Genomic DNA, 21,944 nt, shown 5'->3' with positions numbered 1-21,944 from the left:
TCAAAAAGGCCATTCGATCTGCATCGAATGGCCTTTTTTTATCACCGCAAACGTTACTCGGCGATCTGCAGTTTGCGTGCTTCGGTGTACACGTAGCGGACCTTTTCGTACTCGAACGGTGAGTTCATCTGACCGTAGCGGAAGTTGGTCTGGTAGCGAGTGTCGACGCCGCGCAGGACCCAGATTTCCGGGTGGTTCTCGCTGACTTTCGCGACGTTGAGGAAGTTGATCGCCGACTCTGCGCTGTAGTCCACCACCAGCCCGCCCGTGTCGCGCAGGTTGGAAGGGCCGAGGATCGGCAGCATGAAGTAGGCGCCCCCCGGAACGCCGTAGAAACCCAGGGTCTGGCCGAAGTCTTCGCTCTGGCGCGGCAGGCCCATGGAGGTCGCGGGGTCCCACAGGCCGGCGATGCCGATGGTGGTGTTGAGCAGCAGGCGGCCGGTGGTTTCCAGCGAGCGCTGGCCCTTGAGTTGCAGCAGGCTGTTCATCAGGTTGGGCACGTCGCCCAGGTTGTTGAAGAAGTTGCTGACGCCGGTGCGCAGGAAGCTTGGGGTGATGTAGCGGTAGCCGTCGACCACGGGCAGGAACACCCACTGATCGAAGCGGTAGTTGAAGTGGTAGACCCTACGGTTCCACGACTCCAATGGGTCATAGACGTTCAGCGCACTGAGGGTCGAGCGCTCGAATTCGCGCTGGTCCAGCCCCGGGTTGAACTTGAGTTTGGTCAACGGCTCGGTAAAGCCATCCGGGTCGACCACTGTGGGTTCGTTGACCTTGCTGTTGTCGGCATTGGCATAGCCTGCGCAGAGCAATGCGGCGAGAAGCAGGAGAGATTTAGCCACGGAAAAACTCCAGCATGGCGTCGGCGTTGACGCGGTAGTTGAGGTTGCCGCAATGGCCGCCGTGAGGGTAGACCGTGAGGCGGTCACCAAAAGTCTTGCGCAGGAAACCGAGGTCGCCGGGGCCGAGGATCACGTCGTCGGCGTTATGCATAACGGCAATTTTCGGGCTGGCTTGCAGGTAGTCCTTGAGTGCGTACAGGCTGACCTGGTCGATCAGTTGCAGCAGGCTGCCACCGTCGGTACGGGCGCGCCACATCGGGATCACTTGCTCGGTGAGGTAGCAGTCGAAGTCGCATTGCAGGGCACGCTTGAGGAACGGCGTGAGACTGGTGCCTTCGGTGATCGGGTACTTGGGGGGGGTGATCAGGCCACGACGGTTGACCAGGTCCGAGGTGTAGGCGATGTCGGCCGCGGAGAAGCGGAACGAGGTACCGATCAGCATGGCCATCTGTTCGTTGGTCAGGTGCTGCTTGGATTGCTGGAAGTCGTAGAGCAGGGCGTCATTGAGGTCGATGTAGCCTTTCTGCTGGAAGTAGCGGGTCAACTTGTTGAGCACCAGTTCATAGAAAGTGGTGTTGTTGTTGATGCCCTTGACCTCGGTCTGCACCAACTTGTCCAGATTGGTGACGGAGGTGTAGAGGTTGACCGGCGGATTGAGCAGCAGGACTTTCTTGAAGTTGAAGCTGCGTCGGGTTTCGTCCAGGTGAGCAACAAATGCCGCGTCCAGGGCGCCGAGGCTGTAGCCGGTGAGGTAGTAGTCGGTCACCGGCAGTTTCGGGTTCTGCGCGCGTACCGCTTGCATCACGCGGTACAGGTCCTCGGCATCTTCCTTGGTTACGCCCGGGGTGGCGAAGCGCGACGCTGCGCTGATGAAGTCGAAGCTGGTGGGCGAGGACAGTTGGACGACGTGGTAGCCGGCCTTGTAGTACAGGCGCTTGAGGTATTGGTTGTGGCTGCTGTCGTAGCGGGCGCCGGTGCCGGCGATCAGGAAGATCAGCGGTGCCGCGTGATCCTGGGTGGCCATGCGATAGGTGAGCTTCTTCACGGCCCAGAAGTTGTCCGGCAGTTCGAACTGACGTTCCGGGCGCAGGGTCAGGCTGTGATCCGCTTGATTGATGTCTTCGTCCAGGGGCAGCTCTGGCCTCAGGTCCGGAGGCGTCGTGGCAATAGTCGCTTCAAACGGGTTGGTAAGCGGGTAGCCATAACTGGCGGCATCGATATCTGCCGCCAGTGCGGACGCACTCAGGATAAGGCCGCCGAAAACGGCAGCAAAGCGCAAGGAACGGAGCATGACTAAATCCCTTAGAGGAAGGTGCCTAATGAAGTTCGCAGGCTATGACCACAGGTTATGCGCCAAAGTGCCATGGATCGGCACCAAAGAGGCCTTATGGTGGGTAATAGTAGCTGGACGATACACTTTGCCGCTGTTTGATGACCAGTTATCTGTTGATCTTCCTTGCGTCGTTTCGCGGGGGGATTAAGCTGGGCGCCGTTTTTGCCTATCGGAGTGCTTCATGTCCAATCGTTTGCCCGTGATTTTGCTGCTCATCGTCCTGCCGTTGTGGCTGGCCGCCAGTTATGGCGCGCGTTATGGCTTTATGGAAGATGCCCAGTGGGTGGGGATTTGTGTCGATGAGGCGAACCGTTGGCAATGCCAGTTGCGTGCAAACCTGGGGCTGCTGATTCACTTCAAGGTCATGGGCTGGGCTGCATTGGCGACGGCCGTTCTGGGCTTTGTGCTGCCGGGTCGCGCTGGCGGGTGGCTGGCGGTGTTGGCGCTGGTGTTCGGCTTTCCGGCACTGGCCTTGTACAACACTGGCCTGGCGGTGTTTGCGCTGGTGATTGCCGGGTTGCGGTTGGTCAGGGCGCCGCGTGGCGCCTGACTAATCTGATCGCGGACAAAGCTGCTGAAAATCAACCGTGGCGCACCCGCAGGCTGCGCCACAGCGCGGCAACCAGCAACCCGCTGACCAGCGCCCAACCCCAGGCCTGCGGGTTGAGCAAACCTTCCCGATACAGCTGCGGGGCAATGCCGGCGCCGATGATGAACGCCAGCAGGGCGATTTCGCGGCGCGGCGCGCTCACCGGGCGAATCAGGTAGACCAGCGCCGGCAACAGCAGGGCGGCGCTGGGGAAGCTGCGATAGCGGGGTTCGAATACCAGCTCCAGCATCATGACGGCGCCCGCAAAACCAGCAGCGGCCAGCAGCCAGCCGGCACGGCTTTGCAATGCGTTGAACGCGCGCTCACGCCAGCCGGTGCGGGCGCTCAGGCTCAGCGCCGCGTGGGCCAGGACCAGCAGGTTCAGCGCCACCAGCAGGCCGGCCCAGAGCCATTCATCGAACGAGCGGCTGGTGACCCGCGCCAGTTCCCCCCAGGTACCGATGGAGCAGGCCGCCACGGCGCCCAGCAGCGGCAGCACCAAGGCGGCGCGGGTGCTGCGCACGGGACCGCCCAGCAGCAACGCGCCGAGGAAAACCAGCCCACCCACCGCCAACCATTGTGGCCACAGTGGCAGGTTGCTGACCGGGCCGGCCAGGACGCCCTTGTCCTGGCGATCGGCATCGAACAGCCCCCAATAGCCGCCCACCGCGCCTTCACTGCCACGTTTCCACGGCTGGTCGAAGGCTTCGATCAGGTTGTAGTGCCAGCCTTGCTGTTCGGCCATGGCGACAAAGCCGCGAATGAATCGCGCTTCGTTGACCCGGCTGGGCAGGGCGGTTTCACGCTGGCGACCTTCGCTGGGCCAGCCGGTTTCGCCGATCATCACGTCCTTGGGCGCGAAGCGGTTGCCGAACACCTGGCGCACTTGGGCAACATGCTGCAAGGCGGCATCGATGTTGGAAGGATCATCTTCCCAGTACGGCAACAGGTGGATGGTCAGGAAGTCCACTTCGGGGACGATTTGCGGGTGCTGGAGCCAGAACTCCCAGACGTCAGCGTAGGTCACCGGTTGCTTGACGCTCTGCTTGACCTGCTTGATCAGCTTGGCCAGTTGCGGGCCGGTGATTTCCTTGCGCAGCAGCGCTTCGTTACCGACGATCACCGCCGAGACGACGTCCGGGTTGGCATTGGCTTCGGCAATCAGCAGCTCGATTTCCTTGGCGGTGTCCACCGGGTTGCTGTTGACCCAGGCACCGATCATCAGCTTCAGGCCATGTTTGCGCGCCAGTGCCGGCAGCGCTTCAAGGCCGGTCACCGAATAGGTACGAATGCATTCGAAGCGGGTTGCCAGCAAGGCCAGGTCGGCGTCCATGCGCTCGGGGCGCAGGTTGAACGGCTGGTCGAACGGCGACTGGTCTTTATCGAAGGGGGTATAGGAGGCGCACTGCAGTTTGTGCGTGGCGCTGGCGACGTCCGGCAGCACCACCGGTTGGCCGAGGCCGTACCAGTAGCCACCCAGGGCAAACAGGCCGAGCAGGCAGGCAAATACATAAGCGAAAAAAGGAAAACGCGCGGTGGCGGGCATGGTCAGACCGTCTGGGAGCAAAGTCGCGCATCTTACCTGCATTTGCCGACGGCCTGGGGGCTGCGTGGTTTTGCCATGCAAGGTTCGGGCGGGATCGGTCGGGGTTTTACCCATGGCTGTCGTTACTGGCTTTCTGATGTCGTTTCTCGCTGCCTTGAGGTCGCTGACAGAGCAGGTCGCCTTGGGCGCGAGGTTGATGATCGAAGCATCAGTACTCCGCTGATGTTCGAACGAGTTTGCGGTGAAGCGTGATGGGGGCGCTGTGCACCATAACAATACGTTGACGCCGCTCGGCATCCGTCGGGCGCAGCACTTTCGGGGAAGTAACGATGAAGATGCGACGACTCTTAGGTGCCGGTGCCGTTCTGGCACTGGCGATGGGCTCCACTCTGGCTGTTGCCGACAGCAAAACCCTGAGCATCGGCTATGTCGACGGTTGGTCCGACAGCGTGGCGACCACCCATGTGGCGGCGGAAGTCATCAAGCAGAAGCTGGGCTACGACGTGAAGCTGCAGGCCGTGGCGACCGGGATCATGTGGCAGGGTGTGGCCACCGGCAAACTCGACGCCATGCTCTCGGCCTGGTTGCCAGTGACCCATGGTGAGTACTGGACCAAGAACAAGGACAAGGTGGTCGACTACGGTCCCAACTTCAAGGACGCGAAAATCGGCCTGATCGTGCCGGAGTACGTCAAGGCGGTCTCTATTGCCGACCTCAAGACCGACACCACCTTCAAGAACAAGATCGTTGGCATCGATGCCGGGTCAGGGGTGATGCTCAAGACCGACCAGGCGATCAAGGACTACGGCCTGGACTACAAACTGCAAGCCAGTTCGGGCGCCGCAATGATTGCCGAACTGACCCGTGCCGAAGACAAGAAAGATTCCATTGCCGTGACCGGTTGGGTGCCGCACTGGATGTTTGCCAAATGGAAACTGCGTTTCCTTGAAGATCCAAAAGGCGTGTACGGTGCGGCGGAAACCGTTAACAGCATCGGCAGTAAAGGCCTGGAAGCCAAGGCGCCGGAAGTGGCCAAGTTCCTGCACAACTTCCAATGGGCTTCGAAAGACGAAATTGGTGAGGTGATGTTGGCAATTCAGGATGGTGCCAAGCCTGACGCTGCGGCCAAGGATTGGGTCGCGAAGCACCCCGAGCGTGTCGCCGAGTGGATCAAATGATTTGATTCGACGCGTCTAGTCAGCATCTTCCAGGCCCGTTTGGCATGTTTGCCAAGCGGGCCTTTGTGTTTCTGGCGTCAAAGCAGTGGTTTTTATGTCCGGGGTAAATTGGCGAAAGCGACACTTGGCTCTAAGACTAAGGTCGTCTGGAACCTCTCCTTGAGCCGCATAGAGTGGATAACGTTCCAACTAATAGCTGTGCTGCGAGGATAAAAACAATGAACGACAGCATTTACCTCTCGATTCAAAACAGCCCGCGCTTCAAGGAGCTGGTTCGCAAACGAGAAAAGTTCGCCTGGATTCTCTCGGCGATCATGCTTGGGCTGTACTCCGGATTCATTCTTCTGATCGCTTACGGGCCGCATCTACTGGGGGCAAAAATCAGCCCTGAGTCGTCGATCACCTGGGGCATTCCGATTGGCGTGGGGCTGATTGTGTCGGCCTTCATCCTGACCGCTATCTATGTGCGACGCGCCAACGGCGAGTTCGACGATCTGAACAATGCAATTCTGAAGGAGGCCAAGCAATGATCCGGCGTCTATTGGCTCTATTGAGCGTTGCAGCGTTCGCGCCGGGTGCCTGGGCGGCTGACGCCCTGACCGGTGCCGTGGCCAAACAGCCGCTGAACATTCCAGCAATCCTGATGTTCGTGGCCTTTGTCGGCGCGACGTTGTGCATCACTTACTGGGCCTCGAAGAAAAACAACTCGGCGGCCGACTACTATGCGGCGGGCGGCAAGATCACCGGCTTTCAGAACGGTCTGGCGATTGCCGGCGACTACATGTCGGCAGCGTCCTTCCTGGGGATTTCCGCGCTGGTGTTCACCTCCGGCTACGACGGCCTGATCTACTCGATCGGCTTCCTGGTGGGCTGGCCAATCATTCTGTTCCTGATCGCCGAGCGTCTGCGTAACCTGGGTAAGTACACGTTTGCCGACGTGGCGTCCTACCGCCTTGGGCAAACCCAGATCCGCACCCTGTCTGCCTGCGGTTCGCTGGTGGTGGTGGCGTTCTACCTGATTGCGCAGATGGTCGGTGCTGGCAAGTTGATCCAGCTGCTGTTCGGCCTGGACTACCACGTTGCGGTGATTCTGGTCGGTGTGCTGATGTGTATGTACGTGCTGTTCGGCGGCATGCTGGCGACTACCTGGGTGCAGATCATCAAGGCGGTGCTGCTGCTGTCCGGTGCCTCGTTCATGGCGCTGATGGTGATGAAGCACGTCAACTTCGACTTCAACATGCTGTTCTCCGAGGCGATCAAGGTTCACCCTAAAGGTGAGGCGATCATGAGCCCGGGCGGCCTGGTGAAGGATCCGATCTCGGCATTCTCCTTGGGTCTGGCGCTGATGTTCGGTACCGCGGGCCTGCCGCACATCCTGATGCGCTTCTTCACCGTGAGTGACGCCAAAGAGGCGCGCAAGAGCGTGCTGTACGCTACCGGCTTCATTGGGTACTTCTACATCCTGACCTTCATCATCGGCTTTGGCGCGATCCTGCTGGTCAGCACCAATCCTGCATTCAAGGATGCGGCCGGCGCTCTGCTGGGCGGCAACAACATGGCGGCGGTGCACCTGGCCAATGCGGTGGGCGGCAGCATCTTCCTCGGCTTCATCTCGGCAGTGGCGTTCGCGACCATTCTGGCGGTGGTGGCGGGTCTGACGCTGGCCGGTGCTTCGGCGGTGTCCCATGACCTGTATGCCAGTGTGATCAAGAAGGGCAAGGCCAACGAGAAGGACGAGATCCGTGTCTCGAAGATCACCACTATCGCGTTGGCGGTACTGGCGATTGGCTTGGGTATTCTGTTTGAAAGCCAGAACATTGCGTTCATGGTGGGCCTGGCGTTCTCGATTGCGGCCAGCTGCAACTTCCCGGTGCTGCTGCTTTCCATGTACTGGAAGAAGCTGACGACTCGTGGGGCGATGATTGGTGGCTGGTTGGGGCTGGTCAGTGCAGTGGGGCTGATGGTGCTTGGGCCAACCATCTGGGTGCAGATTCTGCATCATGAGACGGCGATCTTCCCTTATGAGTACCCGGCGTTGTTCTCGATGATTATTGCGTTTGTCGGGATCTGGTTCTTCTCGATCACTGACAAGTCGGCAGCGGCGGACAATGAGCGGGCGCTGTTCTTCCCGCAGTTTGTTCGGTCGCAGACTGGGCTGGGGGCGAGCGGGGCGGTTTCGCATTGATGGTTTGATGGTTTTGTAATGTTGTGCTGAATGCCCCGGTTGAGAGATCGGGGCATTTTTTTTGGCGGTTATCGGACGTCGGTGTGTTTTTTTGATTGGGTGTATATCCGTTGCTGCGGTAACGGCTGCTCTAGGGTTCCGCCCTTACGGCGGGTCACTTTTTCCAGACGCCGAAAAAGTAACCAAAAAGGCTTTGCCCTGACGTACGGCTCCTCGCTGGGGCTCGGAGTTCCTTCGCTCCGGGATTCATCCGGGGGCATCGCCTCCGGTTTGCTTCGCTGCACCTCCTCTCGATGTGTTCGACTGCGTCGAACGTCGCTTCGCTCCTTCCCCCTGATAAATCCCTCCACTCAGCCTGCCGACGGGCCTGCAGATCAAGAGCTGCAGCCGAGCTAACGCTCATCCTGTTGAGTGGTGAGAAGCACGGCACATTTGATTCTTGATTTTCGTAGGCGCTGAGCTTGCTCGCGGCGGCGGCCTGTCAGCCGACCATTTTCTTGATGTGGTCAGCTGTGGGAGTTGCGCAAGGCTGCGAGCTTTTGATTTGGCTTTGGCTTTAGACGCTGCTTTTGATCTTCTGCCCCATCGGCAGGCCGAGCGGAGGTGTTCATCCGGGGGAGGCGCGTAGCGCTGTGCGGCGTAGCCGCATACATCGAGAGGAGGTGCAGCGAAGCAAACCGGAGGCGATGCCCCCGGATGGGCACCGTAGCGAGGGAACACTGAGCCTTAGCGAAGTGCCGTACGTCAGGAGGAAGCCTTTTTGGTTACTTTTTCGGCGTCTGGAAAAAGTGACCCGCCGTAAGGGCGGAGCCGTAGTAAGTCGTTACCGCAGCAATGGATATACACCCAAACCCAAACCCCACACAAACAAAAACGGCCTCCATTCACATAGAGGCCGTTTCCGGTGCAACTTAAGACATCATCGCAAGACAAATCTTATTTGCGGTCTTCCAGCTTGGTAATGTCACGCGACTCGTAGCCGGTGTACAGCTGGCGCGGGCGGCCAATCTTGTACGGGCTGGAGAGCATTTCTTTCCAGTGGGAGATCCAGCCTACGGTCCGCGCCAGGGCGAAGATCACGGTGAACATGCTGGTTGGAATGCCGATCGCCTTGAGGATGATCCCCGAGTAGAAGTCGACGTTCGGGTACAGCGAGCGTTCGATGAAGTACGGGTCGGTCAGGGCGATCTCTTCCAGGCGCATGGCCAGTTCGAGTTGCGGATCGTTCTGGATGCCCAGTTCCTTCAACACTTCGTCGCAGGTCTGTTTCATGACGGTGGCACGCGGGTCGCGGTTCTTGTAGACGCGGTGGCCGAAGCCCATCAGTTTGAACGGATCGTTCTTGTCCTTGGCCTTGGCGATGAACGTGTCGATGTTCGAGACATCGCCAATTTCGTCGAGCATGGTCAGCACTGCTTCGTTGGCGCCGCCGTGAGCTGGGCCCCAGAGTGCGGCGATACCGGCAGCGATACAGGCGAACGGGTTGGCACCCGAGGAGCCTGCCAGGCGGACGGTGGAGGTCGACGCGTTCTGCTCGTGGTCGGCGTGGAGGATGAAGATCCGGTCCATGGCCTTGGCGAGTACCGGGCTGATCGGTTTGATCTCGCACGGGGTGTTGAACATCATGTGCAGGAAGTTTTCCGCGTACGACAGGTCGTTGCGCGGGTACATCATGGGTTGACCCATGGAGTACTTGTAAACCATCGCTGCCAGGGTTGGCATCTTGGCAACCAGGCGGATCGCGGAGATTTCGCGATGCTGCGGGTTATTGATGTCCAGGGAGTCGTGGTAGAAGGCCGACAGGGCGCCGACTACGCCGCACATGACGGCCATCGGGTGGGCGTCGCGACGGAAGCCGTTGAAGAAGGTCTTCAGTTGCTCGTGAACCATGGTGTGGTTCTTCACGGTGCCGACGAACTGGGCCTTCTGCTCTGCAGTCGGCAGTTCGCCGTTGAGCAGCAGGTAGCAGGTTTCCAGGTAGTCCGACTTTTCAGCCAGTTGTTCGATCGGGTAGCCGCGGTGCAGCAGGATGCCGTTATCGCCGTCAATATAGGTAATCTTCGACTCGCAAGAGGCGGTCGACATGAAACCTGGGTCAAAGGTGAAGCGGCCCGTGGCGGTCAGGCCCCGGACGTCGATAACATCGGGACCAACGGTGCCGGTTAAAATGGGCAGCTCGACGGGGGCTGCGCCCTCGATGATCAACTGCGCTTTTTTGTCAGCCATGTGGCCTCCTATTTATGCTTGAAATCATCAGACAGACCCCCCACGCAGGGCCCGCACCACTATAGTGAGATAAATTCGAATGTCAATTTGCCTAAAGTCTTGCCCCAGAAGGCTTTAACCATACTTTTTCCTCGAAATTGCCTGCCATTTACGCCTTTTATCCCGCTTGTGCAATCAGCTATTAGGGGAAGGTGTTTGCGTTGTCATTAGTAACCTAACTGTCTATACTCGGCAGCCGACCGCCAAGGGCTTTTGGGCCTGTTTTGATGGGGGTCGCATCCCTGGGTGGTGGTTACCTGACCAGTGCACTCCCCAACAACTTTGCCCTGATTGTTAGGGGCTCTTCAGTGTGAAAAAAAGCCGTGAATAGCCAACGACCTGTAAACCTAGACCTAAGGACCATCAAACTCCCCATCACCGGCGTTACGTCGTTTCTTCACCGTGTTTCCGGCATCATTCTCTTCCTGGGCCTTGGCTTCATGCTGTATGCATTGGGCAAATCCCTGGGTTCCGAGGAAGGTTTCGCCGAGGTGAAGGCATGCTTGACCAGCCCGCTGGCCAAGTTCGTAGCATGGGGCCTCCTGTCCGCTCTGCTGTATCACTTGGTAGCCGGTGTGCGCCACTTGATCATGGACATGGGCATCGGTGAGACGCTGGAAGGCGGCCGCCTGGGCTCGAAAATTATCATCGCGGTTTCCGTGGTGTTGATCGTTCTGGCAGGAGTTTGGATATGGTAACCAGCGTTACGAACCTTTCGCGTTCGGGCCTCTATGACTGGATGGCACAACGTGTGTCTGCGGTCGTTCTCGCGGCTTATTTCATCTTCCTGATCGGGTACCTCGTTGCGAACCCTGGCATTGGCTACGCCCAATGGCACGAGCTGTTCGCAAGCAACTGGATGCGTATCTTCAGTCTGTTGGCCCTGGTGGCCCTGGGCGCTCACGCCTGGGTCGGCATGTGGACCATCGCGACCGACTACCTGACGCCAATGGCGCTGGGCAAGTCCGCGACTGCAGTACGTTTCCTTTTCCAGGCAGTATGCGGCGTTGCGATGTTCGCTTACTTCGTCTGGGGTGTGCAGATTCTCTGGGGTATCTGATTCATGGCTAACATTCCAACGATTTCTTTCGACGCCATCATTATTGGTGGCGGCGGTGCTGGCATGCGCGCAGCGCTGCAACTGGCACAAGGCGGTCACAAGACTGCCGTGATCACCAAGGTTTTCCCGACGCGTTCGCACACGGTATCGGCCCAGGGTGGTATCACCTGCGCTATCGCTTCTGCGGATCCGAACGATGACTGGCGCTGGCACATGTACGATACCGTCAAGGGTTCCGACTACATCGGTGACCAGGACGCGATCGAATACATGTGTCAGGAAGGCCCGGCCGCGGTGTTTGAGCTGGACCACATGGGTCTGCCGTTCTCCCGTACCGAACAAGGTCGTATCTACCAGCGTCCATTCGGTGGTCAGTCCAAGGATTACGGCAAAGGCGGGCAGGCTGCCCGTACATGCGCCGCTTCCGACCGTACCGGTCACGCGCTGCTGCATACCCTTTATCAGGGCAACCTGAAAGCCGGTACCACGTTCCTGAACGAGTACTACGCTGTTGATCTGGTGAAAAACGCTCAAGGCGAGTTCGTCGGCGTTATCGCGATCTGCATCGAAACCGGCGAAACCACCTACATCCGTGCCAAGGCTACCGTTCTGGCTACCGGCGGTGCGGGTCGTATCTACGCGTCCACCACCAACGCCCTGATCAACACCGGTGACGGCGTTGGTATGGCGCTGCGTGCTGGCGTTCCGGTACAAGACATCGAAATGTGGCAGTTCCACCCGACCGGCATCGCCGGCGCCGGTGTACTGGTCACCGAAGGTTGCCGTGGTGAAGGTGGTTACCTGATCAACAAGCACGGCGAGCGTTTCATGGAGCGTTATGCTCCGAACGCCAAGGACCTTGCCGGTCGTGACGTGGTTGCTCGCTCGATGGTTAAGGAAATCATCGCCGGCAACGGTTGCGGTCCGAATGGCGACCACGTAATGCTCAAACTCGACCACCTGGGCGAGGAAGTGCTGCACAGCCGTCTGCCAGGCATCTGCGAACTGTCGAAGACCTTTGCCCACGTTGACCCGGTTGTTGCTCCGGTTCCGGTTGTTCCGACTTGCCACTACATGATGGGCGGCGTTGCCACCAACATTCACGGCCAGGCGATCACCCAGAACGACGAAGGCGTGGATCAGATCATTCCTGGTCTGTTCGCTGTGGGTGAAGTGGCGTGCGTATCGGTTCACGGTGCCAACCGCCTGGGCGGCAACTCGCTGCTCGACCTGGTGGTATTCGGCCGCGCTGCCGGCCTGCACCTGGAAAAAGCACTGACCGATGGCATTGAATACGACGACGCCACCGACGCCAACATCGAAGCTGCCCTGGCGCGTCTGTCCGCTCTGAACGAGCGCACTGATGGCGAAGACGTGGCAACCCTGCGTCGTGAGCTGCAAAGCTGCATGCAGAACTACTTCGGTGTATTCCGTACCGGCGAATACATGCAGAAGGGTATTGCCCAGTTGGCAGACCTGCGCGTGCGTATCGCCAACGTCAAGATCAGCGACAAGTCGCAGGCGTTCAACACTGCGCGGATCGAAGCGCTGGAACTGCAGAACCTGCTGGAAGTGGCTGAAGCCACCGCCATCGCTGCAGAAGTACGTAAAGAGTCCCGTGGTGCGCACGCCCGTGAAGACTTCGAAGACCGTGACGACGAAAACTGGCTGTGCCACACCCTCTACTTCCCGGGTGACAAGCGCGTGACCAAGCGTGCTGTGAACTTCTCGCCGAAGACTGTTCCGACTTTTGAACCTAAGATTCGGACTTATTAAGGGTGGCCGCCATGTTGAAAGTCAGCGTTTATCGTTACAACCCTGATCAGGACGCTGCGCCGTTCATGCAGGAATTTTCGGTCGATACCGGTGGTAAAGACCTGATGGTGCTGGACGTGCTGGCCCTGATCAAAGAGCAGGACGAGGGTTTCTCCTATCGTCGCTCTTGCCGTGAAGGTGTTTGCGGTTCCGACGGCATGAACATCAACGGCAAAAACGGCCTGGCGTGCGTTACGCCGCTGTCCGCTGTCGTAAAAGGTAACAAGTTGATCGTTCGTCCTCTGCCAGGTTTGCCGGTTATCCGTGACCTGGTCGTCGATATGAGCATCTTCTACAAGCAATACGAGAAGGTGAAGCCTTACCTGCAGAACGATACGCCGGCTCCGGCCATCGAGCGTCTGCAATCCCCTGAAGAGCGTGAAAAGCTCGACGGTCTGTACGAGTGCATCCTGTGCGCTTGCTGCTCGACCTCGTGCCCGTCCTTCTGGTGGAACCCGGACAAGTTCCTGGGTCCAGCTGCTCTGCTGCAAGCCTACCGCTTCCTGGCAGACAGCCGCGACACCAAGACGTCCGAGCGTCTGGCTTCGTTGGATGATCCGTTCAGCGTATTCCGCTGCCGCGGCATCATGAACTGCGTCAACGTTTGTCCGAAAGGCCTGAACCCGACTAAGGCCATCGGTCACATTCGTAACATGCTTCTGCAAAGCGGCGTGTGATTCAGCTGTTGTACCCGTAGGACCGCTGTACCCGTAGAGGCCAAGGCGCGGGCTTCAACCCGCGCCCTGGCTATAACCAGAGCAGTAGCCCATAAAGCTGCAGCTCTTATTTTGAAGAAATGAGACAAGCAGGGGCATCCGGGCTGGTACCCGGACTATCAGCGTGATCCTAAGTGGCTTGTTTTGGTCGCTGCACTCGGACTTCTGCAAGCTCGCTCGGTGTCTTCGCCGATGGTGTTCCCCTAACCGAGGGTGACCAAGCATGCAAGAAAGCGTGATGCAGCGCATGTGGAACAGCGCCTACCTATCCGGTAGTAACGCTGCCTATGTGGAAGAGCTCTACGAGCTCTACCTGCACGACCCTAACGCTGTGCCAGAAGAGTGGCGCACCTACTTTCAGAAGTTGCCAACAGACGGCAACTCTGCCATCGATGTTTCGCACTCCACGATTCGCGACCATTTTGTGCTGCTGGCAAAGAACCAGCGCCGCGCCCAACCGGTTTCCGCCGGCAGCGTGAGCAGTGAGCACGAGAAGAAGCAAGTTGAAGTGCTGCGATTGATCCAGGCCTACCGTATGCGTGGCCACCAGGCAGCCCAGCTTGACCCGCTGGGGTTGTGGCAGCGTCCAGCACCTGCAGACCTGTCGATCAATCATTACGGCTTGACCAATGCCGATCTTGATACGACCTTCCGTGCCGGCGACCTGTTCATCGGCAAAGAGGAAGCGAGCCTACGCGAAATTCACGAAGCGTTGCAGCAGACATATTGCCGCACCATCGGCGCTGAGTTTACGCACATCACCGATTCCGAGCAGCGCCAGTGGTTCCAGCAGCGTCTGGAAAGCGTGCGTGGCCGTCCGACGTATTCCGCGGACATCAAGGGCCACCTGCTCGAGCGCGTGACCGCCGGTGAAGGCCTGGAAAAATACCTGGGCACCAAATACCCGGGCACCAAGCGTTTCGGTCTGGAAGGCGGCGAAAGCCTGATCCCGATGCTCGACGAGCTGATCCAGCGTTCCGGTTCCTACGGCACCAAGGAAATCGTCATTGGCATGGCCCACCGTGGCCGTCTGAACGTGCTGGTCAACACCTTCGGCAAGAACCCGCGCGAGCTGTTCGATGAGTTCGAAGGCAAGAAGAAGGTTGAGCTGGGTTCCGGTGACGTTAAATATCACCAGGGTTTCTCGTCCAACGTAATGACCACCGGCGGTGAAGTTCACCTGGCCATGGCGTTCAACCCGTCCCACCTGGAAATCGTTTCCCCGGTGGTCGAGGGTTCGGTTCGCGCCCGCCAGGATCGTCGCAACGACCCTACCGGTGAGAAGGTTCTGCCAATCTCCATCCACGGCGATGCGGCATTCGCCGGTCAGGGCGTGGTGATGGAAACCTTCCAGATGTCGCAGACCCGCGGTTTCAAGACCGGCGGCACCGTGCACATCGTGATCAACAACCAGGTCGGTTTCACCATCAGCAACCCGCTGGACTCGCGTTCCACCGAGTACGCTACCGACGTTGCGAAAATGATCCAGGCGCCGATCCTCCATGTGAATGGTGATGATCCGGAAGCCGTATTGTTCGTGACCCAGCTGGCCATCGACTATCGCATGCAGTTCAAGCGTGACGTGGTGATCGACCTGGTCTGCTACCGTCGTCGCGGCCACAACGAGGCCGACGAGCCAAGCGGCACCCAGCCGATCATGTATCAGCAGATCACCAAACAGCGCACCACCCGTGAGCTGTATGCCGATCGCCTGACTCAAAGCGGCGTGCTGGATGCAGAGCGTGTGCAGTCGAAAATCGACGAATACCGCAACGCACTGGACAACGGCCTGCATGTTGTAAAAAGCCTGGTCAAAGAGCCGAACAAAGAGCTGTTCGTGGACTGGCGTCCGTATCTGGGCCATGCCTGGACTGCGCGTCACGACACTCGCTTCGACCTCAAGACCCTGCAGGAACTGTCCGCCAAGCTGCTGGAAATTCCAGAAGGCTTCGTGGTTCAGCGCCAGGTTGCGAAAATCTACGAAGACCGTCAGAAGATGCAAGCCGGCGGCCTGCCGATCAACTGGGGTTACGCCGAAACCATGGCGTACGCGACCCTGGCGTTCGAAGGTCATCCGATCCGCATGACGGGTCAGGACATCGGTCGCGGTACGTTCTCGCACCGTCACGCTGTCTTGCACAACCAGAAAGACGCGGGGACCTACATCCCGCTGCAGAACCTGTACGAAGGCCAGCCACGTTTCGACCTGTACGATTCGTTCCTCTCCGAGGAAGCTGTACTGGCGTTCGAATACGGTTACTCGACCACCACGCCTGACGCGCTGGTGATCTGGGAAGCCCAGTTCGGCGACTTCGCCAACGGTGCCCAGGTTGTTATCGACCAGTTCATCACCAGTGGCGAGCACAAGTGGGGCCGTCTGTGCGGTTTGACCATGCTGCTGCCGCACGGTTATGAAGGTCAGGGCCCTGAGCACTCCTCGGCTCGTCTGGAGCGTTACCTGCAGCTGTGCGCCGAGCACAACATTCAGGTGTGCATGCCGACGACGCCAGCCCAGATCTACCACTTGCTGCGCCGTCAGGTGATTCGCCCGCTGCGCAAGCCATTGGTAGTCCTGACGCCGAAGTCGCTGCTGCGTCACAAGCTGGCCATCTCGACCCTGGAAGACCTGGCCGAAGGTTCGTTCCAGACCGTTATCGCGGAAATCGACGCCCAAGACCCGAAAAAGGTCGAGCGCGTTGTCCTGTGTAGCGGCAAGGTCTACTACGACCTGCTGGAAAAACGCCGTGCCGAAGGCCGTGACGATATCGCCGTCGTGCGTATCGAGCAGCTGTACCCATTCCCTGAGGACGACTTGAACGAAGTCCTGGCGCCTTACACCAACCTCAAGCATATCGTTTGGTGTCAGGAAGAGCCGATGAACCAGGGTGCCTGGTACTGCAGCCAGCACCACATGCGTCGCATCGTTGGCAATCACAACAAGGCACTCGTCCTCGAGTACGCCGGTCGTGAGGCTTCCGCTGCACCGGCTTGTGGTTATGCATCGATGCACGCTGAGCAGCAGGAAAAACTGCTGCAAGACGCCTTTACTGTTTAACGCCTTCGCGCACCTGAAACCGAATTTAAGGAACCACAGACAATGGCTATCGAGATCAAAGCCCCCACTTTCCCGGAATCGGTTGCCGATGGCACCGTTGCCACCTGGCACAAACAACCGGGCGACGCGGTCAAGCGCGACGAGCTGATCGTCGACATCGAGACCGATAAAGTCGTACTGGAAGTGTTGGCTACCGCTGACGGCGTACTGGGCGCTATCGTCAAGAACGAAGGCGACACCGTTCTGTCCGACGAAGTCCTGGGCTCCATCGAAGCGGGCGGCGTTGCTGCCGCGCCTGCCGCAGCGCCTGCCGCCGCCGCACAAGCAGCTGCACCGGCTGCTGCTGGCGAAGACGATCCTGTTGCCGCTCCAGCCGCGCGCAAGCTGGCTGAAGAGAACGGCATCAACGTTGCTTCCGTTGCCGGCACTGGCAAGGGCGGTCGTGTGACCAAGGAAGACGTGGTTGCAGCCGTTGCTGCCAAGAAAGCCGCTCCGGCTGCCGCGCCTGCCAAGGCCGCTGCTCCGGCTGCCGCTGCTCCTGTGTTCGCTGCTGGCGACCGCATCGAGAAGCGCGTTCCGATGACCCGCGTGCGGGCCACCGTGGCCAAGCGCCTGGTTGAAGCCCAATCGAACATGGCAATGCTGACTACGTTCAACGAAGTCGACATGACCGAAGTCATGGCCCTGCGTTCGAAGTACAAGGATCTGTTCGAGAAGTCCCACAATGGCGTACGCCTGGGCTTCATGTCGTTCTTCGTGAAAGCGGCTACCGAAGCGCTGAAACGCTTCCCGGCTGTCAACGCTTCGATCGACGGTGCAGACATCGTTTACCACGGCTACGCCGACGTTGGTGTTGCTGTTTCCAGCGACCGCGGTCTGGTGGTTCCGGTTCTGCGTAATGCCGAACTGATGAGCCTGGCTGAAATCGAAGGCGGCATCGCCACCTTCGGCAAGAAGGCCCGTGACGGCAAACTGTCGATGGACGAAATGACCGGTGGTACGTTCACCATCACCAACGGTGGTACTTTCGGTTCGATGATGTCGACCCCGATCGTCAACCCGCCGCAAGCAGCGATCCTGGGCATGCACAACATTCTGCAGCGTCCCATGGCGATCAACGGTCAAGTGGTAATCCGTCCGATGATGTACCTGGCTCTGTCCTACGATCACCGTCTGATCGATGGCAAAGAAGCTGTGACTTTCCTGGTGACCATCAAGAACCTGCTGGAAGACCCGGCTCGTCTGTTGCTGGATATCTGATCGAAGCAGCCGCGAGCTGCAGGCTTCAAGCTGCTGGTTGACGGCAGTTTGGCTTGTGGCTCGCGGCTTCAGGCTTTTCGCTAAAGAGGATTTTTTTCAATGTCGCAGAAATTTGACGTAGTAGTGATCGGTGCCGGCCCTGGCGGCTATGTAGCAGCCATCAAGGCCGCTCAGCTGGGTCTTTCGACGGCCTGCATCGAGAAGTACACCGACAAGGAAGGCAAGCTGGCTCTGGGCGGTACTTGCCTGAACGTCGGCTGCATTCCATCCAAGGCACTGCTGGACAGCTCCTGGAAGTTCCACGAAGCACAAGACGGCTTCGCGATCCACGGTATCAACCACGCTGGCGTGACCATGGACGTTCCAGCCATGGTTGGCCGCAAAGCCAACATCGTCAAAGGCCTGACCTCGGGTGTTGCCACCCTGTTCAAGGCCAACGGCGTGACCTCGATCCAGGGCCACGGCAAACTGCTGGCTGGCAAGAAAGTCGAAGTCACCAAGCCTGACGGTTCGGTAGAAATCATCGAAGCCGAGAACGTGATCCTGGCTCCAGGTTCGCGTCCGATCGACATTCCACCGGCTCCGGTTGACCAGAACGTGATCGTCGATTCGACCGGTGCCCTGGAATTCCAGGCCGTGCCAAAACGTCTGGGCGTGATCGGCGCTGGCGTGATCGGCCTGGAACTGGGTTCGGTATGGTCGCGCCTGGGCGCTGAAGTGACTGTCCTGGAAGCCCTGGACACCTTCCTGATGGCTGCCGACACCGCCGTTTCCAAGGAAGCACTGAAAACCCTGACCAAACAAGGTCTGGACATCAAGCTGGGCGCTCGCGTAACCGGTTCCAAGGTCAACGGCGCAGAAGTGGTTGTGACCTACACCGACGCCAATGGCGAACAGACCATTACCTTCGACAAGCTGATCGTAGCCGTTGGTCGCCGTCCGGTGACCACTGATCTGCTGGCGGCTGACTGCGGCGTGACCCTCGACGAGCGCGGTTTTGTGCACGTTGACGATCACTGCGCGACCACCGTGCCGGGTGTCTACGCCATCGGCGACGTGGTTCGCGGCATGATGCTGGCGCACAAGGCCTCGGAAGAGGGCATCATGGTCGTCGAGCGCATCAAGGGCCACAAAGCCCAGATGAACTATGATTTGATCCCTTCGGTTATTTATACTCACCCGGAAATTGCATGGGTCGGTAAAACCGAGCAGGCCTTGAAAGCTGAAGGCGTTGAAGTTAACGTCGGCACTTTCCCGTTCGCAGCCAGTGGCCGTGCCATGGCAGCCAACGATACCGGCGGTTTCGTCAAAGTGATCGCCGATGCCAAGACTGACCGCGTATTGGGCGTCCACGTGATTGGCCCGAGCGCCGCAGAACTGGTTCAGCAGGGCGCAATCGGCATGGAATTCGGCACCAGCGCTGAAGACCTGGGCATGATGGTCTTCTCCCATCCGACCCTGTCCGAAGCCTTGCACGAAGCAGCTCTGGCAGTGAATGGCGGCGCCATTCACATCGCCAACCGCAAGAAGCGTTAAGACAATAAGAAACCACGGCGGTATGGCCCGTCGTGAGCCTTGCATGCAAGACTCACCGCGGAATATCCGCTGGACGCAGCCTTGCGTAGCCCTGCTACGCAAGCAGCAGTCACAGGTGGTGCGGCACTCCACAGTGCAGCACCGAATGCGCAGTACCTAACGAAGACGGTAATAAGCATGAATCTTCACGAGTATCAGGGTAAGCAGCTGTTCGCTGAGTACGGCCTTCCAGTATCCACCGGTTACGCGGTAGACACCCCGGAAGCAGCAGCAGAAGCTTGCGACAAAATCGGCGGCAGCGAGTGGGTTGTCAAAGCCCAGGTTCACGCCGGTGGTCGCGGTAAAGCGGGCGGCGTCAAGCTGGTTCGCAGCAAAGAAGACGCTAAAGCATTCGCTCAACAGTGGTTGGGCAAGCGTCTGGTGACTTACCAGACTGATGCCAATGGTCAGCCAGTCACCAAGATCCTGGTTGAATCGTGCACTGATATCGCTAAAGAGCTGTACCTGGGCGCTGTCGTTGACCGTTCGAGCCGTCGCATCGTGTTCATGGCTTCCACCGAAGGTGGCGTGGACATCGAGAAAATCGCTCACGACACTCCAGAAAAAATTCTCAAGGCCACTATCGATCCACTGGTTGGCGCTCAGCCATTCCAGGGTCGCGAGCTGGCATTCCAGCTGGGTCTGGAAGGCAAGCAAGTTGCTCAGTTCGCCAAGATCTTCGTAGGCCTGGCCAAACTGTTCAAGGATCACGACCTGGCTCTGCTGGAAGTGAACCCGCTGGTGATCAAGGCTGACGGCGATCTGCACTGCCTGGACGCGAAGATCAACATCGACGCCAACGCCATGTACCGTCAGCCTAAGCTGAAGACTTTCCACGATCCGTCGCAAGACGATCCGCGCGAAGCGCACGCTGCCAAGTTCGAACTGAACTACGTAGCCCTGGAAGGCAACATCGGTTGCATGGTCAACGGTGCTGGCCTGGCCATGGGTACCATGGACATCGTCAACCTGCATGGCGGCAAACCAGCCAACTTCCTCGACGTGGGCGGCGGTGCTACCAAAGAACGCGTTACCGAAGCGTTCAAGATCATTCTGTCCGACACTAACGTCGCGGCCGTACTGGTCAACATCTTCGGCGGCATCGTTCGTTGCGACATGATTGCCGAAGGCATCATTGGCGCGGTGAAAGAAGTCGGCGTGAAAATCCCGGTTGTTGTTCGCCTTGAAGGCAACAACGCTGAGCTGGGCGCTAAAGTACTGGCAGAAAGCGGTTTGAACATCATCGCTGCTACCAGCCTGACCGACGCTGCTCAACAAGTTGTCAAAGCTGCGGAGGGCAAATAATGAGCGTCCTGATCAATAAAGACACCAAAGTTATCTGCCAGGGTATTACCGGTTCGCAAGGTAGTTTCCACACCCAGCAAGCCATCGAGTACGGCACCAAGATGGTGGGTGGTGTAACGCCAGGCAAAGGCGGCACCGAGCACCTGGGTCTGCCAGTGTTCAACACCGTGAAAGACGCTGTAGCTGCCACTGGCGCCACCGCCAGCGTGATCTACGTTCCGGCTCCTTTCTGCAAAGACTCGATCCTGGAAGCTGCTTTCGGCGGCATCAAGCTGATCGTGTGCATCACCGAAGGCATTCCTACCCTGGACATGCTGGACGCTAAAGTTAAGTGCGACGAGCTGGGCGTAGTCCTGATCGGCCCTAACTGCCCAGGCGTGATCACCCCAGGCGAATGCAAGATCGGCATCATGCCAGGTCACATTCACTTGCCAGGCAAGGTCGGTATCGTTTCCCGTTCCGGCACCCTGACCTACGAAGCTGTGAAGCAGACCACTGACGCCGGTTTCGGTCAGTCGACTTGCGTCGGCATCGGTGGTGACCCGATCCCGGGTTCGAACTTCATCGACATCCTGAAGCTGTTCCAGGAAGACCCGAAGACCGAAGCGATCGTGATGATCGGTGAGATCGGCGGTTCGGCTGAAGAAGAAGCGGCTGCCTACATCAAGGCACACGTGACCAAGCCGGTTGTTTCCTACATCGCTGGTGTGACTGCTCCTCCGGGCAAGCGCATGGGCCATGCTGGCGCAATCATCTCTGGCGGCAAAGGCACTGCAGACGAGAAGTTTGCTGCCCTGGAAGACGCAGGCGTGAAAACCGTGCGTTCGCTGGCAGACATCGGCAAGGCCTTGTCCGAGCTGACCGGTTGGGCTGTCAAGTAAGCCTCGCGCTTAGCTGACGCTTTACCAAACAAAGGCCACCTTCGGGTGGCCTTTGTCGTTTCCGGCATTTGTGTTGGCTGTGCTGGCCTCTTCGCGGGCAAGCCCGCTCCTACAGATGGACGCATTCCAATGTGGGAGCGAGCTTGCAGGCACCCACCATTTACATGCAAAAACGCGACATCGAAATGTCGCATATCGGATAGTTCGCCCTTTAACAGTGCGTTTTTCAGCCGAATTCGGTAGGCTAGCCGCCATTTTGCGTTTGCGTCCCACAAGGTTGCTGCGCGCTAAACGGGTCAGTCCCATACGGACCGACAGCATTTCCCTCACCCATCAGGG

At 58.8% G+C, this 21,944-nt stretch carries 17 protein-coding genes; 13 read left to right on the top strand and 4 right to left on the bottom strand.

What is annotated here, in order from left to right; translation table 11 throughout:
• Nucleotides 1-53 precede the first annotated feature (53 nt).
• Both AACY45_RS22035 and AACY45_RS22030 read right to left on the bottom strand, forming a co-directional pair.
• Nucleotides 54-842, bottom strand: coding sequence for an MlaA family lipoprotein (locus AACY45_RS22035; protein ID WP_339547368.1), 789 nt, complete (start codon nucleotides 840-842; stop codon nucleotides 54-56).
• A complete protein-coding gene (locus tag AACY45_RS22030) occupies nucleotides 835-2,133 on the bottom strand; it encodes a serine/threonine protein kinase (protein WP_339547367.1) in 1,299 nt (432 codons plus the stop codon). Before AACY45_RS22030 ends, AACY45_RS22035 begins: the two co-directional genes overlap by 8 nt.
• A gap of 223 nt (nucleotides 2,134-2,356) precedes the next feature.
• Between AACY45_RS22030 and AACY45_RS22025 the strand changes: the two genes are divergently transcribed.
• Nucleotides 2,357-2,725 carry a hypothetical protein gene (locus AACY45_RS22025; protein WP_339547366.1) on the top strand — a complete coding sequence of 123 codons (369 nt, stop codon included), beginning with the start codon at nucleotides 2,357-2,359 and terminating at the stop codon, nucleotides 2,723-2,725.
• Between the two features lie 31 nt (nucleotides 2,726-2,756).
• Here AACY45_RS22025 and AACY45_RS22020 read toward each other — a convergent pair whose 3' ends face one another.
• On the bottom strand, nucleotides 2,757-4,352 hold the full coding sequence (locus AACY45_RS22020) for a glycoside hydrolase family 17 protein (protein WP_339547365.1): 1,596 nt from the start codon (nucleotides 4,350-4,352) through the stop codon (nucleotides 2,757-2,759).
• Nucleotides 4,353-4,639: 287 nt separating this feature from the next.
• Between AACY45_RS22020 and AACY45_RS22015 the strand changes: the two genes are divergently transcribed.
• The 3 genes from AACY45_RS22015 to AACY45_RS22005 all read left to right on the top strand — a co-directional run bounded on the left by AACY45_RS22015 (nucleotide 4,640) and on the right by AACY45_RS22005 (nucleotide 7,673).
• Nucleotides 4,640-5,488: a glycine betaine ABC transporter substrate-binding protein gene (locus tag AACY45_RS22015; RefSeq protein ID WP_339547364.1), complete on the top strand. Its 849-nt coding sequence runs from the start codon at nucleotides 4,640-4,642 to the stop codon at nucleotides 5,486-5,488.
• 218 nt (nucleotides 5,489-5,706) lie between these two features.
• Nucleotides 5,707-6,018 (top strand): DUF485 domain-containing protein, encoded by a 312-nt coding sequence (locus AACY45_RS22010; RefSeq protein WP_339547363.1) that lies wholly within the window; start codon nucleotides 5,707-5,709, stop codon nucleotides 6,016-6,018.
• Entirely contained in the window at nucleotides 6,015-7,673 is a 1,659-nt protein-coding gene (locus tag AACY45_RS22005) for a cation acetate symporter (protein WP_339547362.1), read from the top strand. The genes AACY45_RS22010 and AACY45_RS22005 overlap by 4 nt, the downstream gene beginning before the upstream one ends.
• A 936-nt stretch (nucleotides 7,674-8,609) precedes the next feature.
• Here the strand turns inward: AACY45_RS22005 and gltA are convergent.
• Nucleotides 8,610-9,899 (bottom strand): citrate synthase, encoded by a 1,290-nt coding sequence (gene gltA / locus AACY45_RS22000; RefSeq protein ID WP_339547361.1) that lies wholly within the window; start codon nucleotides 9,897-9,899, stop codon nucleotides 8,610-8,612.
• A 362-nt stretch (nucleotides 9,900-10,261) separates the two neighbouring features.
• Here gltA and sdhC point away from each other — a divergent pair, with 362 nt between their 5' ends.
• The 9 genes from sdhC to sucD all read left to right on the top strand — a co-directional run bounded on the left by sdhC (nucleotide 10,262) and on the right by sucD (nucleotide 21,605).
• Nucleotides 10,262-10,636, top strand: a complete 375-nt coding sequence (gene sdhC / locus AACY45_RS21995) for a succinate dehydrogenase, cytochrome b556 subunit (RefSeq protein ID WP_095167532.1) — start codon at nucleotides 10,262-10,264, stop codon at nucleotides 10,634-10,636.
• Nucleotides 10,630-10,998, top strand: coding sequence for a succinate dehydrogenase, hydrophobic membrane anchor protein (gene sdhD, locus AACY45_RS21990; protein WP_003446906.1), 369 nt, complete (start codon nucleotides 10,630-10,632; stop codon nucleotides 10,996-10,998). The genes sdhC and sdhD overlap by 7 nt, the downstream gene beginning before the upstream one ends.
• Nucleotides 10,999-11,001: 3 nt before the next feature.
• The gene (gene sdhA, locus AACY45_RS21985; RefSeq protein ID WP_339547360.1) at nucleotides 11,002-12,774 is read left to right on the top strand and encodes a succinate dehydrogenase flavoprotein subunit; all 1,773 of its coding nucleotides are present in this window, start codon (nucleotides 11,002-11,004) and stop codon (nucleotides 12,772-12,774) included.
• A gap of 11 nt (nucleotides 12,775-12,785) precedes the next feature.
• Nucleotides 12,786-13,490: a succinate dehydrogenase iron-sulfur subunit gene (locus tag AACY45_RS21980; RefSeq protein WP_046032887.1), complete on the top strand. Its 705-nt coding sequence runs from the start codon at nucleotides 12,786-12,788 to the stop codon at nucleotides 13,488-13,490.
• A 262-nt stretch (nucleotides 13,491-13,752) separates the two neighbouring features.
• Nucleotides 13,753-16,584, top strand: coding sequence for a 2-oxoglutarate dehydrogenase E1 component (locus AACY45_RS21975; protein WP_339547359.1), 2,832 nt, complete (start codon nucleotides 13,753-13,755; stop codon nucleotides 16,582-16,584).
• A gap of 42 nt (nucleotides 16,585-16,626) precedes the next feature.
• Entirely contained in the window at nucleotides 16,627-17,844 is a 1,218-nt protein-coding gene (gene odhB, locus AACY45_RS21970; RefSeq protein ID WP_339547358.1) for a 2-oxoglutarate dehydrogenase complex dihydrolipoyllysine-residue succinyltransferase, read from the top strand.
• A 99-nt stretch (nucleotides 17,845-17,943) separates the two neighbouring features.
• Complete coding sequence (gene lpdA / locus AACY45_RS21965; protein WP_339547357.1) at nucleotides 17,944-19,380, top strand: dihydrolipoyl dehydrogenase; 1,437 nt, start codon at nucleotides 17,944-17,946, stop codon at nucleotides 19,378-19,380.
• Between the two features lie 177 nt (nucleotides 19,381-19,557).
• A complete protein-coding gene (gene sucC, locus AACY45_RS21960) occupies nucleotides 19,558-20,724 on the top strand; it encodes an ADP-forming succinate--CoA ligase subunit beta (RefSeq protein WP_007919879.1) in 1,167 nt (388 codons plus the stop codon).
• Entirely contained in the window at nucleotides 20,724-21,605 is an 882-nt protein-coding gene (gene sucD / locus AACY45_RS21955) for a succinate--CoA ligase subunit alpha (protein WP_053156820.1), read from the top strand. The genes sucC and sucD overlap by 1 nt, the downstream gene beginning before the upstream one ends.
• The last annotated feature ends 339 nt before the right edge of the window (nucleotides 21,606-21,944 follow it).

Origin of the sequence: Pseudomonas sp. RA_35y_Pfl2_P32 (assembly GCF_963970735.1) — a bacterium.
In the GTDB taxonomy this organism is placed as follows: Bacteria; Pseudomonadota; Gammaproteobacteria; order Pseudomonadales; family Pseudomonadaceae; genus Aquipseudomonas.
Note: the sequence above shows the minus strand (reverse complement) of the source record. Positions and strands in the feature narration are given on the sequence as shown.

What these genes read in the sequence shown, in the direction of transcription:
- AACY45_RS22030 (WP_339547367.1), bottom strand. Translation starts at nt 2,133, where the DNA reads ATGCTCCGTTCCTTGCGCTTTGCTGCCGTTTTCGGCGGCCTTATCCTG.
- AACY45_RS22025 (WP_339547366.1), top strand. Translation starts at nt 2,357, where the DNA reads ATGTCCAATCGTTTGCCCGTGATTTTGCTGCTCATCGTCCTGCCGTTG.
- AACY45_RS22020 (WP_339547365.1), bottom strand. Translation starts at nt 4,352, where the DNA reads ATGCAGGTAAGATGCGCGACTTTGCTCCCAGACGGTCTGACCATGCCC.
- AACY45_RS22015 (WP_339547364.1), top strand. Translation starts at nt 4,640, where the DNA reads ATGAAGATGCGACGACTCTTAGGTGCCGGTGCCGTTCTGGCACTGGCG.
- AACY45_RS22010 (WP_339547363.1), top strand. Translation starts at nt 5,707, where the DNA reads ATGAACGACAGCATTTACCTCTCGATTCAAAACAGCCCGCGCTTCAAG.
- AACY45_RS22005 (WP_339547362.1), top strand. Translation starts at nt 6,015, where the DNA reads ATGATCCGGCGTCTATTGGCTCTATTGAGCGTTGCAGCGTTCGCGCCG.
- gltA (WP_339547361.1), bottom strand. Translation starts at nt 9,899, where the DNA reads ATGGCTGACAAAAAAGCGCAGTTGATCATCGAGGGCGCAGCCCCCGTC.
- sdhD (WP_003446906.1), top strand. Translation starts at nt 10,630, where the DNA reads ATGGTAACCAGCGTTACGAACCTTTCGCGTTCGGGCCTCTATGACTGG.
- sdhA (WP_339547360.1), top strand. Translation starts at nt 11,002, where the DNA reads ATGGCTAACATTCCAACGATTTCTTTCGACGCCATCATTATTGGTGGC.
- AACY45_RS21980 (WP_046032887.1), top strand. Translation starts at nt 12,786, where the DNA reads ATGTTGAAAGTCAGCGTTTATCGTTACAACCCTGATCAGGACGCTGCG.
- AACY45_RS21975 (WP_339547359.1), top strand. Translation starts at nt 13,753, where the DNA reads ATGCAAGAAAGCGTGATGCAGCGCATGTGGAACAGCGCCTACCTATCC.
- odhB (WP_339547358.1), top strand. Translation starts at nt 16,627, where the DNA reads ATGGCTATCGAGATCAAAGCCCCCACTTTCCCGGAATCGGTTGCCGAT.
- lpdA (WP_339547357.1), top strand. Translation starts at nt 17,944, where the DNA reads ATGTCGCAGAAATTTGACGTAGTAGTGATCGGTGCCGGCCCTGGCGGC.
- sucC (WP_007919879.1), top strand. Translation starts at nt 19,558, where the DNA reads ATGAATCTTCACGAGTATCAGGGTAAGCAGCTGTTCGCTGAGTACGGC.
- sucD (WP_053156820.1), top strand. Translation starts at nt 20,724, where the DNA reads ATGAGCGTCCTGATCAATAAAGACACCAAAGTTATCTGCCAGGGTATT.